The organism is Paenibacillus sp. 7541, assembly GCF_002276395.1.
Lineage (GTDB): Bacteria > Bacillota > Bacilli > Paenibacillales > Paenibacillaceae > Paenibacillus_AQ > Paenibacillus_AQ campinasensis.
Map to the genome: position 1 here is coordinate 98666 of NZ_NQLZ01000023.1, position 16426 is coordinate 115091.

General features: G+C 55.7%; 12 protein-coding genes. 10 read left to right on the forward strand and 2 right to left on the reverse strand.

Translation table 11 applies throughout. The annotated features are described in order from the left end of the window. Window positions 1-5: 5 nt before the first annotated feature. The 8 genes from CHH75_RS14960 to CHH75_RS14995 all read left to right on the forward strand — a co-directional run bounded on the left by CHH75_RS14960 (window position 6) and on the right by CHH75_RS14995 (window position 12183). Window positions 6-1646 carry an ABC transporter ATP-binding protein gene (locus CHH75_RS14960; protein WP_095398565.1) on the forward strand — a complete coding sequence of 547 codons (1641 nt, stop codon included), beginning with the start codon at window positions 6-8 and terminating at the stop codon, window positions 1644-1646. A 169-nt stretch (window positions 1647-1815) separates the two neighbouring features. Then, window positions 1816-3354: an MDR family MFS transporter gene (locus CHH75_RS14965; RefSeq protein ID WP_095398593.1), complete on the forward strand. Its 1539-nt coding sequence runs from the start codon at window positions 1816-1818 to the stop codon at window positions 3352-3354. A 276-nt stretch (window positions 3355-3630) separates the two neighbouring features. Then, window positions 3631-5403: a sensor histidine kinase gene (locus CHH75_RS14970; protein WP_095398566.1), complete on the forward strand. Its 1773-nt coding sequence runs from the start codon at window positions 3631-3633 to the stop codon at window positions 5401-5403. After that, on the forward strand, window positions 5400-7031 hold the full coding sequence (locus tag CHH75_RS14975; protein WP_095398567.1) for a response regulator: 1632 nt from the start codon (window positions 5400-5402) through the stop codon (window positions 7029-7031). Before CHH75_RS14970 ends, CHH75_RS14975 begins: the two co-directional genes overlap by 4 nt. Before the next feature lie 102 nt (window positions 7032-7133). Next, window positions 7134-8822 carry a type 2 periplasmic-binding domain-containing protein gene (locus CHH75_RS14980; protein ID WP_095398568.1) on the forward strand — a complete coding sequence of 563 codons (1689 nt, stop codon included), beginning with the start codon at window positions 7134-7136 and terminating at the stop codon, window positions 8820-8822. A gap of 347 nt (window positions 8823-9169) precedes the next feature. Next, on the forward strand, window positions 9170-10060 hold the full coding sequence (locus CHH75_RS14985; protein WP_095265994.1) for an ABC transporter permease: 891 nt from the start codon (window positions 9170-9172) through the stop codon (window positions 10058-10060). A gap of 23 nt (window positions 10061-10083) precedes the next feature. Then, window positions 10084-10962 (forward strand): carbohydrate ABC transporter permease, encoded by an 879-nt coding sequence (locus CHH75_RS14990; protein WP_095265995.1) that lies wholly within the window; start codon window positions 10084-10086, stop codon window positions 10960-10962. Between the two features lie 165 nt (window positions 10963-11127). Further along, window positions 11128-12183, forward strand: coding sequence for a glycoside hydrolase family 53 protein (locus CHH75_RS14995; protein ID WP_095398569.1), 1056 nt, complete (start codon window positions 11128-11130; stop codon window positions 12181-12183). Window positions 12184-12210: 27 nt separating this feature from the next. Here CHH75_RS14995 and CHH75_RS15000 read toward each other — a convergent pair whose 3' ends face one another. Continuing rightward, window positions 12211-12672 (reverse strand): MarR family winged helix-turn-helix transcriptional regulator, encoded by a 462-nt coding sequence (locus CHH75_RS15000; RefSeq protein ID WP_095265997.1) that lies wholly within the window; start codon window positions 12670-12672, stop codon window positions 12211-12213. A 259-nt stretch (window positions 12673-12931) separates the two neighbouring features. On the opposite strand from CHH75_RS15000, the gene CHH75_RS15005 reads away from it, so the two are divergent. After that, complete coding sequence (locus CHH75_RS15005) at window positions 12932-13663, forward strand: ABC transporter ATP-binding protein (protein WP_095265998.1); 732 nt, start codon at window positions 12932-12934, stop codon at window positions 13661-13663. 19 nt (window positions 13664-13682) lie between these two features. Beyond that, the gene (locus CHH75_RS15010) at window positions 13683-14975 is read left to right on the forward strand and encodes an ABC transporter permease (protein WP_095398570.1); all 1293 of its coding nucleotides are present in this window, start codon (window positions 13683-13685) and stop codon (window positions 14973-14975) included. 35 nt (window positions 14976-15010) lie between these two features. Here CHH75_RS15010 and CHH75_RS15015 read toward each other — a convergent pair whose 3' ends face one another. Beyond that, on the reverse strand, window positions 15011-16285 hold the full coding sequence (locus CHH75_RS15015; protein WP_095398571.1) for a BaiN/RdsA family NAD(P)/FAD-dependent oxidoreductase: 1275 nt from the start codon (window positions 16283-16285) through the stop codon (window positions 15011-15013). Window positions 16286-16426: the final 141 nt, after the last annotated feature.

The window sequence follows — 16426 nt, forward strand, 5'->3', positions numbered from 1 at the left end:
CCGGTATGAAAGGCACGGAGGTCATCTGTACCGAGCTCGGATTTACATATGACGGAGAAGAGCGGCCAGCCCTGGAAGGCGTAACGATGGCCATCCGCTCAGGAGAATGGGTCGCTATTGTCGGCCCCAGCGGCAGCGGAAAATCAACGCTGTGCCAGCTGCTTAACGGGCTTCTGCCCCGAAGCGGGGGCGGAGTTCGGGCGGGTCAGGTACAGCTGGACGGAATCGACCCGAAGGATGCGCCGCTCTCGGCGGTAACGGAGGCGGCGGGGGTGCTGTTTCAGGACCCGGATGCCCAGCTCGTCCAAGGCATTGTCGAGGACGAGGTGGCGTTCGGCCCTGAGAACATGAGGGTCCCGCCGGAGCAAATCGAGCGGCGGGTCCAGGAAGCGCTGCAGGCGGTCCGGCTGCTGGACCGCCGCGCAGACCCCGTCCGCAGCCTGTCCGGAGGACAGCGGCAGCGGACGGCGATCGCCGCGGTGCTGGCGCTTAAGCCGCGGCTGCTCGTCTTTGACGACGCCTGCGCCAGCCTGGACGCTGCGGCGCAGGCGGATTTCCTGCAGCTGTGCCGCACGCTGCAGGCCGAGGGCCGGACGCTCATCACCGCGTCCGGCCGCTTTGACGATGTCGCGCGCGCAGCGCAGCGCGTCATCGTCCTGGACGGCGGCCGCGCGGTGCTGGACGCGCCGCCGGAGGAGCTGCTGCGCCGCTGCGGTGAGCAGCTGGCGCAGCTGGGCGTGCTGCCCCGGGCCGCAGGCTCCCGGGGCGCGGGCCCGGCGGGCGGGCCGATGGCCGCCCCGCCTGCCGCCGGGGCGCGAGCTGCCGCGCTGGAAGCGGCAGCTTCGCCAGCGGCCGCTCCGCCGCTGGCCTCCGGCGCCGGGGCATTGCACGCCCCGGCCACCTCGGCCAAGGGCGGGCCGATGGCCGCCCCGCCTGCCGCCGGCGCATCTTCGGCACTGCTGGACATACGCGAGCTGAGCTTCGCGTATCCCGGCGGCCGAAGGGCGCTTGACTGCGTAAACGCTCGCCTATACCCCGGCGAATGGGTGCTCCTCACCGGGGAGAACGGTTCGGGCAAAACCACGCTCAGCCGCCTCATCATGGGCTTGCTGCCTGCACGTTCCGGCAGCTTGTACTGGCAGGGAGCGGATATGGCCGCGCTGCCGGTTTACCGGAGAGCAGAGCATATCGGCTACGTATTTCAGCAGCCGGAGCATACCTTTACCGCCTGGACCGTATGGGATGAGCTGGTCTATGCGCTCCATGCGGGAGCGCATAGCCGGGACAGAACCGGGCTTGCCGGCGATCAGCTGGAGCGGGCAAGCTTTCTGCTGGAAGCGGCCGGCCTTGTTGGGCGCGAGCAGATATCCCCCTATCTGCTGAGCCAGAGTGAGAAGCGGCTGCTCAGCCTGATCAGCCAGCTTGTCATCCCCAAGCCGCTGTATATTCTGGATGAACCGACCTCGGGCATGGATTATGCGGCGATAGACCGCGTGAACCATCTGTGCCGATTTGTAATCGGGGAAGGCGCCGCCGTGCTCATGATCACACATGATCCCGGCTGGGTGCAGGAAGCGTCCGCGCGTATCCTCCATCTGGAGGACGGAAAAGTCAAGACTCCCCATTCGGCAGGGCAAACAGTATAATAGAAATATTACACAAGTTGGAAGCGCTCCTGTACAGGAGGGCTTCTTATGCTGTAGGCCGCATTTGTGTCCCGGTGGAGCGAGAGCTTCGTCGTCAATCCTTTTGCGGGGCGGAACTTACATAGGGATGCAGCCGCGGCTCGTACAGAATAAAGGGGCGTATATGGACTTGAGTACAGTAAAACATGACAAGCGCGGCTATATATTGGCAGGGTTATTGTTGTCCACGTTTATGGCTGCCATTGAAGGAACGGTTGTCGGGCCTGCCGGTCCGGCCATTATCAGCAGCTTTGGCAGCGTCAGCCTGATGAGCTGGATTTTTACCGCGTATCTGCTTACGATGACCGTAACCACCCCGATCTTCGGAAAGGTCAGCGATCTGTATGGCCGCAAGCCGGTATTCCTCTATGGCTCGCTGGTGTTTCTGATTGGCTCCCTCCTGTGCGGCTTGTCGCAGTCCATGACCCAGCTGATCGTGTTTCGCGCCATCCAGGGGATCGGTGCGGGTGCTGTCATTCCGGTGACGTTCACGATTATCGGGGACATCTATAACCTGGAGGAGCGCGGCAAGGTACAGGGGATGATCAGCTCGGTATGGGGCATCTCCTCGTTGATCGGTCCGCTTCTGGGCGGCTATTTTGTGGACTATTTATCCTGGCACTGGATTTTTGTGTTTAACGTGCCTTTTGCATTATTGTCGATCTGGCTGATCTATAAATACTTTCTGGAAGAGCGCAGCCCGCGCTCAGTTTCGATTGACTATGCGGGAGCTGGGTTGTTCGCGGTAGGAACGACGGCGCTGCTGTTTGCCCTTGCGGTCGGCGGAGAGACCTATGCCTGGACCTCGCCCTTCATGCTGGCACTGCTGTTCGCTTCGATCGCGCTGCTGGGGGCATTTCTATATGTAGAGAGCCGGGTGCAGGAGCCGATGCTGCCGCTCGGGCTGTTCAAAATCCGGGACATCGCGGTGTCCACAGCTGCCAATCTCTTTGTCAGCGCGCTCATTATCGGGCTCAGCACCTACCTGCCGCTCTGGATACAAGGGGTCCGAGGAGGAAATGCGACTCAGTCCGGTCTGGCTCTGGCGCCGATGTCGATCGGCTGGCTGATCGGCTCCATTATCAGCGGCCGGATCATTCCGCGAATCGGTTCCCGCGTGACGGCCATCATCGGCACGATCGCTCTGATCATCGGGGCTGCCGGGCTGGTAAGCACGCAAAAAGACACCCCGATGGGGCTGCTGTTCGTCTATACATTCATATATGGCGTGGGGTTCGGGTATATCTCCACCTTGTTCCAGATTATCGCCCAGTCCTCGGTCGGTTATCAGGTTCGCGGGGCCTCGACCGCGCTGAATTCCTTCATCCGCACCTTTGGCCAGACGGTGGGGGTAGCTGTGTTCGGGCTGTGGATCAACGCCGAAATCGCCAAGGGGATTGCTGCCAGCCCGGAAGCTGCAGCCATTACGAGTGAGGATATCAACAAGCTGCTGTCTCCTCACGAGGCGGCGGAGCTTCCTGAGGGCGCGGGCGGCGTATTGAGCCAGGTGCTGGAGGGAAGCCTGCACTCGCTCTTTATGGTGATGGCAGGCATGGCCGTGCTCACGCTGTTCATTGTTGCGGCCTTCCGCAACCGGCCGCCTGCACCGGAGGAGGGCTGGGACACGGAAACGGAAGTTCAGACTTCTACTTCCGATCCGAAGCGGTAATTGCCATTAGCGCGCCGATTGTCAACGTACGGCCTGCCACGCCATGACCCGATGGGTGATGAATGCTGGCAGGCCGTGCTGCGTGATGAAGCATTTGTGTTCGGGGCTTCTAGCTTCCAGGTTGATCACAGACCTTTTTTCATAAATTCAAGTCAATTGGCTGCAAAAACATCATAAAACCTTGTCATCATGCCGTATGCCGCCAGGACTTGCTCCATTATAATAAACGTATTTGGCATGCTGTCCGCATCCATAGGGGAACAGGGGATGTTTTGAATGTCCGGATTTAATTTGTATCGCAAAATGGTGCTGTTTATTTTTCTGATGCTGATTCCGATTATGGGATTGTATCTATACTCCAACAAAACGACAACCACGGTGCTGAGCAGGGAATTGAGCGCTTCGAATACGAACCAGCTCGTCTTTTTTCAAAATCAGGTGAACACGGACATCGACATTCTGGCTTCATGGCCCAATCTGCTGCTGCATGATCCCGATATTTCAAGCTTCCGGGAAATTTACCTGGAGGACGATGATCTGAACCTCGACGCGATCAATCTGGTCAAGCAGATTCAGACGAAGCTGAGTCTTCAGCAGAGCTCCTCGAATTGGCGCAGCCATCTGGCGGTGTACTCGCCGTCTCTTGGCAGGGTGGTGACAGAGAATGATGCCGGCTATTATTCCCATACGGAGCTGGAGAGCTATTTGACCCCGGGCTGGCAGGTGTCCTCTTATATGGAAGGAAGCGAGCAGCGCTTTCTTTTTTCCTGGTATGCCGCCGCTCCGTATTCCTCGATGTCAGGCCGGTACAACACCGTGACGAAGGTTCAATTCGACAGCACGAACATTCAGGATATGCTGGATCGATTCAAAAGCGACGGAAGAGGTGATCCGTTTTACTACAAGCCGGGCACCGGCGTCATCTATAATCGGACCGCTGACCGGGACCGGATCAGCAGCATTCTGTCAGAGCTGAGCAGCGAGCCGCTGCACAAGGTGGAGAACCGTGTCAAGAAGGTGGACGGTAAAACGTATTCGGTCAGTCTCGTGATGTCGGAGGCGACAGGCTGGTACCTGATCGATTATTTGCCCTTGTCCGATATTATGCAGCCGATTATGACCTCCAACAAACGGTTTTACCTCTCGATTGCAGCCTTGCTTATGATGGGTTGTGTGACCGCTTACTTGCTCTACTCCCAGGTGCAGGTGCCGGTCAAACAGCTGGTTCATGTGTTTCGCAGGCTTCAGATCGGGGACTATTCAGTACGGATGCAGGTGAAGGGGAAGAATGAATTCAGCTTTCTGGCCGCCCGTTTTAACTCCATGGTCGAGCAGATTCAAGAGCTGTTCGAGCGAGTGTACCTGGAGAAAATCCATGTCCGGGAAGCGAAGCTGAAGCAGCTCCAGTCGCAAATCAATCCGCATTTCTTCTATAACTGCTTCTCGTTCATTACGAGCATGGCCAAGCTGAAAAAATACGAGGCGGTCGTGGCCATGTCCCATAGTCTGTCGCGCTATTTCCGTTATACGACCCGGCAGGAGAGGGAGCTTGTGCCGATTGCGGACGAGCTGGAGTTTGTCTCTCATTATTTGAACATTCAGACGCTGCGGATGAATCGTCTCACCTATCGCATTGCATCGCATGCGCTGGAGCAGGCGATAGAGATTCCGCCGCTGGTGATCCAGCCTCTTGTCGAGAACGCGGTCCTGCACGGAATCGAGCCTCAGGCAGGCCCGGGAGAAATCGAGGTTTCCTTTCGGGTGGAAGACGGCAGGGCGGTTGTCATCGTGGATGACAACGGGGTCGGCATGCGTGACGGGCAGCTTGCGGAGCTTGAGGCCCGCATGAACAGGCCTATGGATGAGAATATGGGCTGTGGTGTCTGGAACGTCCATCAGCGAATGCGGCTCAGGTATGGAGAACAGGCCGGCCTGCGCTTCAGCAATTCTCCGCTGGGAGGAACAAGGGCAGAGCTGTACTGGCCGGTTGCGATGGACCATCAGCCCGCTGAAGCACAGCGGGAGCAGAGGAGGTTAGGAAGCGGATGAATATATTGCTGGTTGATGATGAGAGCTATGTCACCGAAAGCTTGAGGGAGACGATTCCCTGGGATGAAATCGGCATTCAGGCGGTGTATCAAGCCTCCTCGGCCTTCATGGCAATTGACAGGCTGGAGGAGCTGGATATTGACATCGTGGTGACGGATGTCCGAATGCCGGAGATGTCGGGCCTGGAGCTGATCGGGACGATTACGGAGCGCTGGCCGCATATCCGCTGCATTTTGCTGACAGGCTACTCGGACTTTGAATATGCGAAGCAAGCCGTCCAGCTGCAGGCTTCGGCCTATATTCTGAAGCCGGTGGATGACCGGGAGTTCATCCATAGCATTGCGGCTGCGATCCGGTCCATTCAGGAGGAGCGGATGGAGCTTGAACGCTATTACAAGCTGCTGCACAGCTGGAAGTCGGATCTTGGCCACTTGAGGACGCGGCTGCTGCAGGACTTGGCACTCGGCAGGGAGCTCTCTGTTCCCATGTTAACAACCAAGCTTAATGAATATGAAATCGCTTTCGATATGAACCGGGATACAGCGATGCTGCTCATTCAGCTAGGCAGCAGATTTACGGGGCTGGATGAGCATTCGGCCGGTTTGATGGAATATGCCCTCGTGAATATGGCGGAAGAGGTATTTAAGGACCGCTTCCACATATGGTGCGGCAAGGCGCCTCATCACTGCATGATTCTTCTGGCTCAGATGAGGCAGGATGGCCAGGGGCTGGCAGCCGGCAGCGGAACACAGCCGGCCGAGGTGCTGCTGCAAGGGTATGCCGAGCAGCTGCAGCACCATGTGAGCAGCTATTTGAAAGGGGAGATTTCGGTGCTCGTTACGCCGATGTTCCGCTTCCCCGGCGGCGTGGCCGATACTTATCGCTCGGCACTGTCATCGCTGTATGTGCTGGACCAGAGCGACCGCAGCGAAATCCGGTTTATGAATGAAGCGGCAGCTTCAAGCGAAGTGCTGATCCAAGCCGTGGCGGAATTGGACCAGCCGCCAGCCCTGTATCAGCTGCTGGAGACGAGGCAATGGGAGGATGCCCGCGGCAAGCTGGAAGCTGTTTTTGCCGTGCTGGAGCAGGCCTGCATCGGACAAGCGCAGCTGTACGGGGTGTTTCTGCACATAAGCAATGCTTATATGTATATCGCACACAAGCAGGGATATTTAATTCACCAGCTTGACCAGGCCGGCTGGGACCCGCTGTATATTCAGCAGCTTATTCAATCGGTGAGTAAACTTCGGGCATGGTCCCTGGACATGCTGGACAAGCTGGTCCAGATCGACTCGGGTCAGGACCAGCGCCACAAGAGCCGCATCGTGCGTCAGGTACAGGACATGGTGGCAGCCGAGAACGGTCATGAGCTCTCCGTCAAAACGATTGCAGACAGAGTCTATCTGCATCCCGTCTATTTATCTAAGATCTACAAAAGCGAGACCGGCGAAGGGCTGGGCGATTATATTATCCGGAAGCGCATGGAACGGGCGCTTTATCTGCTCAAGCATACGAACAAACGAATATACGAAATTACAGCTGAGCTTGGCTACCAGAACCCGCAGTACTTCAGCAAAATGTTCCGCAAGCTGTATGGAATGACACCCCATGAGTACAGGGAGCAATGATGTTGCCAAAGGTGCAGAAATGTTCGATTCGTGACATAGGCTGTGCGGGCCGCGTCCCTCTATAATGAAATTATAAAGTCGTGAGCCAAAGGGGGAGTAGATATGTGGGTAAGAAAGGGCTGGCTGCAGCTGCTGGCGGTGTCGATTCTGCTGGCAGGAAGCCTGGCCGGATGCGCAGGCGGAGGCAGCGGCAGCGGCGGTGAAGAGGGAGCAGCGCCTGAGGAGAACCAACCTGTAAACGCCTACAAAGAGAAATACGAGCCGGAAGTTACGATCACCACCGTGTGGGGCGTTGATCCTACATTGAAATTCAAGAACGGAGAGACGATTGAGAACAATGTAGCCACACGCTGGGCCAAAGAGAAATTCGGCATTAATATCAAGTCGCTGTGGTCGATCACGGATACCAACGGCGCCTTTGCGACCAAGCTCCGGCTGGCCATGTCTTCGGGTCAGGAGATGCCGGAGGTGGTTACGCTCGGCACGGAGAACAACCAGCTTGCCCAGGATCTGATCGATTCGGGGATGTTTGCGGAAGTCGGCACGCTGTTTGACCAGTATGCCTCACAGACTTGGAAGGATGCGATGAACCAGGATCCGAATGTCTGGAATCCTTATACGCGCGATGGAAAGAGGATGGGAATTCCGGTACTGGACTTTGCCTATAACCATGACTATATTTTGTGGATTCGCCAGGACTGGCTCGATAAGCTCGGTCTGAGCGAGCCGAAGACGCTGGATGAGCTGGAGCAGTTGATGGATGCATTCAAGAACCGGAATCCGGATGGGCTTGCCCCGGACAAGGTCATTCCGCTGAGCATCGGATTCAAGACGTCCATGAACACCTGGATGGGAGACCCGTCCTGGGTATTCGGCGCATACGGCACGCTGCCGCAGCAGTGGAATGAATCCGAGGATGGCACATTGGAGTACGGCTCCGTTCATCCGGGGATGAAGGAGGGGCTCAAGAAGCTCAAATCATGGATGGATAGCGGCTACATTCCGAAGGAAGCGGCGCTGTGGGATGAGAACAAGACGGCCGAACCGGCTGTGGCAGGAACAGCAGGCATCATTCCAGGTCCGTACTGGATGAGCGGATGGCCGCTGCAGGACACGGTCAAGAATGCTCCGGGGGCGGTATGGAAGCCAATTCCGATTCCGACCGGTCCGGATGGAACGGCGATGCGGCACGGCACGCACTACACGAACGGAGTCACGCTGATTCATAAGGATATGAAGCATCCGGAAGCCTTTTTCACCTATCAGAACTATCTGTTTGACAACTTCGCTGTCTCCAAGCCGGGCGGGGAATTCGAATACGGCATGTTTGAAGGCTATGATTACGAGCTGGATGGGAACGGTGAAATGGTGCCTAATGATCAGATCGAGGGCGGTTACGTCAATGTCGTCCGTTACTTGCTGGTCCGGGACGGCGCGCGCATTCCTGACCAGCAGATGCAGGCGCTGATGAAGCTGGCGGATGGCGGCACGCCTGAGACGCGCCTGGAGAGAGATGTCGCCGTCAACTACGGCAAGGATACGCCGGCCGCGGCACAGGTTCTCTTGACCCAGGAGGACATCTCCAAGAAGGACATGTTCACAGGGCCTGTCACAACAACGATGAAATCGAAATGGGATTATCTGAACAAAATCGAGAATCAGGCGCTGAATGAGATCATATACGGAAAGCAGCCGCTGGATTCCTTTGACGCCTTCGTCAAGTCGTGGAAAGGCGGAGGCGGGGATCAAATCACCCAAGAGGTGAACGAGTGGTATCAGAGCGTGAAATAACGGTAGCAGGGCCTTAGCGTTCCGCAGCGATGCGGGCGTTATAGGCCCTGTTCTGCCTTTGGCTGTCATGCCGACCGCCTGGGGCTGGTATTGCTAACGGCCCTTATTTTATCGCCAACCGCCCTTAAACGGAACGTGAACCGCCTTATGACTGTAACGCTATCTGCCTTCGGCGAGGTGGTGACTGCATCACGCTGCATCTGCACGACATGCTCGGAATCGGGGTGTTTCCGAGGCCCCGGCAATTTTGATTGGGATCGTGCCATGAATGTTGGTTTTGTGAGCTACTGCGCGGCAGGAGGGGCCCCTATAATGAGGTTGTAGATCGATTTAACGGGAGGAACCGCATGAAAAATTTACGAAAAACGTGGCCGTTTCACCTCATGCTGCTGCCGGCGCTGATCTGCCTGGCGCTGTTCAGTTACCTGCCGATGACGGGGATCATTATGGCATTTCAGGATTACAAGCCATGGGAGGGCATTCAGGGCTCAGCCTGGGTGGGGTTGGACAACTTCCGCTATCTGTTTGAGAGGGAGGACAGCCTCCAGGTGATCTGGAACACCCTGGTTATCGCGGTCCTCAAAATTGTGTTTAATCTTCTCGTACCGTTCAGCTTTGCGATTCTGCTCAATGAAATAAGAAAGCGGGCTCTGCAGCGGACGATTCAGACGATGGTGTATTTGCCGCATTTTCTGTCCTGGGTCATTCTGGGCGGAATTCTGATCGAAATGCTGGCCGTGGACGGATTTGTGAATCGGGTGCTTGCCTCAGTGGGCGTTCAGCCGATCTTCTTCCTGGGGGATAACGACTGGTTCCGGTTTACGGTCATTGTATCGGATGTATGGAAGGAATTCGGGTACAACACGATTGTGTTTCTGGCCGCGCTCGCCGGGGTGAATCCGACGCTGTATGAGGCGGCCGAAATCGACGGTGCTGGCAGGTGGAAACAGACGCTGCACATCACGATGCCGTCGCTGCTCCCGATTACGGTCGTTGTCGGCACGCTGGCGCTGGGCAACATCTTAAACGCCGGGTTTGATCAGATTTTTAACCTGTATAATCCGCTTGTGTATGAAAAAGGAGACATTATCGACACGTTTGTCTATCGTACAGCTATCTTGAACGGGGAGATGGGATTCGGAACAGCCATCGGATTGTTCAAATCTGTAATCAGCATGATCCTGATTCTGATTTCTTACCGGATGGCTTACAAATGGGCAGGCTACCGTATATTCTAGTCCGCTGAGAGGAGGGTCCGCAGGTGTATCACAAAACGATACCCTATCGCATCTTTAACGTGTTCAATATCGGTTTGCTGGTCTTATTGGCCGTGCTCTGCATCATTCCGCTGATTCATGTGCTGGCCATTTCATTCAGTTCCAAAGCGGCAGCGGATGCTGGCCTCATCGGATTGTGGCCGGTTGATTTCTCGCTTGAAGCTTATAAGAAAACGATGAACAACCCGGCCTTCTTGCGCTCCATCTGGATATCGGTGGCCCGAACCGTGCTTGGAACCGCGCTTACGCTGGCCATAACTTTCCTGGCGGCGTACCCGCTGTCCAAAGAACGGCGCGTGTTCGCCAGCCGCAGTGTGTACTCCTGGCTGTTTGTGTTCAGCATGGTGTTTAATGGGGGGCTGGTCCCTTTCTATATCGTGATCCAGAAGCTGGGGCTGATCAATTCGTTCTGGGTGCTTGTACTGCCAGGTGCGGTGAATACGTTTCTGGTGATCCTGATGCTGAACTTTTTCAGAGGGATTCCGAAGGAGCTGGAGGAGGCGGCATATATTGACGGAGCGGGGCATTTCAAGACGCTGTTTCGCATCTATTTGCCGGTGTCGCTCCCCTCGATCGCCACAATTGCGCTGTTCAGCATGGTGTTTCACTGGAATTCCTGGTTTGACGGGCTGCTGTATTTAAACAATTCCCGCGACTTTCCGCTGGCGACTTTCCTGCAGACGGTGATCATCCAGCAGGATATGAGCACGATGAGCATGAGCCCGAAAGAGATGGAGCTGCTGTCGCAAACAACGGTCAATGCGGCACAGATCTTTATCGGGGCAGCACCGATTTTGCTTGTGTATCCTTTTTTGCAGCGATTTTTTGTGAAAGGGATGACGCTCGGATCTGTGAAAGAATAAGGCTCAGCTTCATGCCGGGGATGCAAAGGCGGGAGGCGCGTCCCACGGGTTACTTTTATTGGGAAAACAGCCTGTTTGTTAACATAATGCCATGTAGATCTGCATGGACGGCGCTTACAATACAATTACCGGCCGGAAAATTGTATTCATTCAGGAGGTAGGGTAATGGTAATCAGGCTGCAGAAAGGGGTATGGCTTAAGATGGTGTTATGTTTGGGTATGCTGGCCTCATCCTTCGGGTTCATGGATGGTGAACGGCTGAACGCAGCGGATGCATTTGTGAAGGGCGCGGACATCAGCTGGGTAGCCGGAATGGAAGCCCAGGGCTACAGCTGGCGGGACAAGAACGGGGTTAGGCGGGATATTCTGGACATTCTGAGACAGGACTATCAGATCAACGCAGCCCGCATTCGGGTCTGGGTGAATCCGAACATGAACGACTATATGAACGGATACATGAATGCAGAACAGGCGGCGCGGCTTGCCCGCCGGGCCCAGGATAAAGGCATGAGAATCATGCTCACTCTGCATTACAGTGACTCCTGGGCGGACCCGGGACAGCAGAACAAACCGTACGCCTGGCGCAGCTTTAATTTTCAGCAGCTGATGGATGCGGTTTACGCCCACACCGTGTATGTCATGAATACGATGCAGCAGCATGGCGTGACTCCGGCGTGGGTGCAGATCGGAAATGAAACGAATGACGGCATGCTCTGGGAGGATGGAAGAGCTTCGAGAAATATGAGAAATTATGCCTGGCTGGTTAATACGGGGCACAATGCGGTGAAAGCTGTAAACCCGGAAACACGGACCATTGTCCATCTGTCCAACGGCTATGATCGCGAATTGTATCGCTGGAATATCGGCGGACTGATCAATCACGGAGCCCATTTCGACCTGATCGGAATGTCCCTGTATCCGGAAGCTGGGGACTGGGCAACCAAGGTGGATCAGACGATTGCCAACGCGAAGGAACTGGCTTCGAATTATGGCAAAAGCATCATGATAACCGAGATCGGGATGGATTACGATCAGGCTGCTGCCGCAAAAAGCTTCATCAGCAGCATCAAAACCAAGGTTCGCGAATTACCCGGAGGCACGGGGCTGGGTGTGTTCTATTGGGAGCCGCAAGCCGTGCCCGGGTATAATGGAGGATATAACAAAGGGGCCTGGCAATCTGACGGCAGACCCACAATGGCGCTGGAGGGATTCAGGGATTAATCGAATCACGGGGCGCAGCTAAAGCGCTCACAATGGATGCGATACCGCTTCAGCCCTATCCCCCAGCTTATTCAGCAGAGTCAGCAGCTCTGACTTCTCCGCTTCATTTAATCCGCTGAGCGCTGTATGGATCTGTTCCGTATAATGAGGGAACAATTGATCCATCAGCGCTCTTCCTGCTTTGGTCAGGTCGGCAAAGATCACTCTCCGGTCATCACGGCACGGCCTGCGCCGTACATACCCTTTAGCTTCAAGCTTATCCACCACATAGGTTACGTTGCCGCTCTGCAGCAGCAGCTGTGCTCCGACCTGCTGGATGGGCTGTGGACCCTGGCTGTACAGAACCTCCATCACCGCAAAGGCTGTCGGATTCAGACCGTCAATTCTAGCTCCGTTTGCCACATGTGTGCTGACACTTTTGAATGATTTGGCAAACACCCGATACAGGTGTAAAGAAAACTGCGTCTCTCTTTCATGTGACACACTCATGCGTTCTCCCGCCTTTTTTCCGGACTTATCGCCCTGAATGATAATTTACTTTAACCTTACGACAGAAGGGCCGGGCGGCAACATGTGATTTGTCACATTCAGCGGACGAATTTACGAAAATCCTGAAAATTAAAAACCGGGGCTTCTATATGACCTGCAAGCGTACCAACGGGTGTCCATAATGCAACCATTCGGCACAGCGAACGTAAATAAGAAGAAGCATCACTCTCACAATCGATCATCCGGGAGGTTTCTATATATGCATGATGGACTTGCAGCAAGCATGTCTGCTGAAACGGTTCTGAAGGTACATATCGATGAGGCTGGCTATGAGCCTGGCAAGCCTCGCATCCATCATATTTCTTTTGATGTCGTTCGCGGTCAGCTGCTGGGGCTGATCGGGCCTAACGGGGCCGGGAAGAGCACCACGATCAAGGCGCTGCTGGGCCTGCTGAAAAACTGCAAGGCCGAGGTCAGCATCGCAGGCGACCCGCCAAGATACGCTTATGTCCCTGAGCATCCGGTCTTCTACGAGGATTTAACGTTATGGGAGCATCTTGATTTGGCTGCCGCTGCATTTGGCATGGGCGATCAGGAGTTTGAGGAGCAGGCGACAGCCCTTCTGCGGCAATTCGATATGGAGAAGGTGAAGCATGACCTTCCGAACGGGTTCTCCAAAGGCATGAGGCAGAAGATGATGCTGATGATCGGTTTTTTGGCCAAGCCCGATGTCTATATCGTGGACGAGCCGTTTATCGGGCTCGACCCGAGAGCGACCCGGGATTTTCTGCGCCTGCTGGATGATGAACGCCGCCGGGGCGCAGGGGTGCTGATGTCCACCCATGTGCTGGACACAGCGGAGAAAATATGCGATTCCTTCATCCTCATATCAGGCGGTCAGATTGCATCCCGTGGATCACTGGAGCACATCCGTGAGGCAGCCGGCCTGCCGCAGGGATCATTGTTTGACTGCTTCGATGTGCTGACATGACGGACGGGGGGAGAAGCGTATGACTACGAACAAGAGGATTGCCAGCCCGAACGCGATCTTCCGGCGCCGGCTTGTATCCCACTGGTCTTACCAGCGCTCCAATATCGGCGCTGTTGTGGATTGGGTCATCATGCTGTACATACTCATTCCCGGGCTGCTGCTCGGGATCGGGCTTTATCGTGACTTTCTGACGAGGCCTCTTCCTGCTTGGATAGAGCTTATTCCGTTCCAGGGGGCGGCAGCGGTCCTGCTGCTGCTGTTCTCCGGACGGCTGCTGCTGTTTATGGAAGAAGCTGATGTCCTGTTTCTGCGTCAACACCCTGCATGGATGAAAGGCTTGATGATTCGGGGGATCATCTACAGCCAGCTGGTGTCCACTTTAAGGGGAATGCTGCTGACGGCGCTTATTCTTCCCGTATTGATGGCAGCCTACGGACTGAGCATCGGGACGTTGATTTCTTTGCTGGCGCTTGCGGCCGTCTGTTCCTGGTGCACCAATGTTGCGTTCCGGATGATTGCCGTCAGCTATAAGGGCTGGAGGCACCGCCTGTGGGCTGGCATCACCCGGATCGTCTCGCTGTGGGGATATATTCTGGTCGCGACGTGGGGCAGCGACCGGCCAGGGCTGATGTGGGGGGCGATTGCGATATTGGTGCCCGTTCTGCTCCTGCTCGTCCGGATGCGGGTAAGGCTTCGCGCCACCTTCCTGACGGATGTCCGTGAAGATGCCAAGGTGCGGGTGCAGCTGACCGAAAAGCTGCTGACCCAGGCGGTCGGAAAACCGCCGAGTATACGCAGCAAGCCATGGCTGTTCCGAAAGTCAGGCAGACTGTATAGCAGAGGCGCGGATAAGCGGCTGGCCAGTGCAGGGATCAAGGCTTTGCTGCGAAATCCGGAAAGTCTGCTCATGTATATTCAGATTACGGCGCTTGGCATTCCGGCTATCTGGCTGCCTCCGCCTATCATTAAGCTAATCGTGCTTGCTGCCCTGCTGCTGATGATGTCGTATTGGCTGAATACGAGCTGGGCGCGTTTTGCCAAATCGGACTTCGTGGCGGTGCTGCCATTCAGCAATGACCAGTTCCGGAGCGCTGGCAAACTGGCAGCAGGCACTCTCCTGGCAATTCCTGCTGCAGTGTATGGGGTTACAGCGGGCATGACGATGTTCTCTCCGCTTCTGGGACTGCTGGCTGGACTTGTTCTTGCCGCCTTGTCGGTGTGGGTCGTTCCGAGTCTGACCGCTTGGCCGCTGTATAAGGAGGAGCGGGGAATCCAATCAGTAAACAAAAGGGCAGCCGAAGCTAATGATTAGCGTTCGGCTGCCCTGAAGCGGCTTGACCTGCTGTATCAGCGACTGCCCACCGCCGCTTCAGCCGCGAATTTGCCGGCGGTGTAGCCGGTGGAGAATGCAGCTGTAATGTTATAACCACCGGTGTACCCGTGAATATCCATAATCTCCCCACAGAAGAATAGTCCCGGCATCAGCTTGGATTCCATCGTTCTCGGCTGGATCTCTTTCAAGCTGACCCCGCCGCCAGTCACAAAAGCTTCCTTTAAAGAGCGCGTGCCCGAGGCGCGAAACATTAATTTTTTTACCGTGGCAGCCAGTGTGGTTATTGAGGCTTTGGACACGTGGCTGCATACGAGCTCCGCATCGACGGAGGCTTTGGACAGGATCAGGGGGATCAAGCGCTCCGGAAGCCATCCTTTCAGCATGTTTTTAAGGCTCTTTCTCGGCTCTTCTTCCAGACGCTCTCTGAGCTCTGTCTCTACCTCGGCCTGCGATTGTTCAGGGAACAAGTCGATGGCCATATCGACATTCACCGTATCAAATTTCCGCTGTACCTGGCGTATGAACTGGCTGCAGCGCAGGGCGATGGGGCCCGATACGCCAAAATGCGTAAACAGCATATCCCCTTGATGGGCGATCACCTTTTTTCCTTTCGGGTTCCATACCGACAGTTCAACATTGCGCAAGGACAGCCCTTGAAGCTCCTTCGAAGCAATCCAAGGCTCTGTGGATACGATCGGGACCTCTGTTGGGTACAGTTCGGTAATGGTATGCCCGGCCGCTTGCGCCCACGGATAACCGTCACCGGTAGAGCCGGTCTGCGGAACGGATTGTCCGCCTGTGGCGACAATGACGCACGCGGAGGACAGCACTTCGCCGGATTTCAGCTCAATTCCTGCCGCGCGGCCATGCTCATACAGCACCCGGTTGACCGGGCTGAGGGTGCGAATGGCGGTTCCGAGCTCTTTCACTTTGCCGATCAGGGCGTTCACGACGCTTGAAGCCTTGTCGGTCACCGGAAACATTCTTCCGTTGTCTTCCTCCTTGAGCGGAATGCCGAGTCCTTCGAAGAAGACCATGATGTCCCGGTTATTCCAGTTCTGAAAAGCGCTATATAAAAATCTTCCGTTGCCCGGAATATTCGCAATCAGCTCATCCTCGTTCTTGGCGTTGGTGACGTTGCATCTTCCGCCGCCTGAAATGCCGAGCTTTCTCCCCAGCTTGTCCCCTTTATCTACAAGAAGCACAGAAGCGCCTCTTTCCGCCGCAGCGACACAGGCCATCAGCCCGGAGGGACCGCCGCCGACAACAATTACATCATAATCAGGCATGTTTGATAGTAGCTCCTTTAAGGGTATATATGTTCATCTATTGTAACTCTATTATATCCACATGCGTATAACATTCCTACCTTCGGACAAGGATGGCCCACGACAGCGTTTCGATATACTTGCCTACACCTCTGGAACATA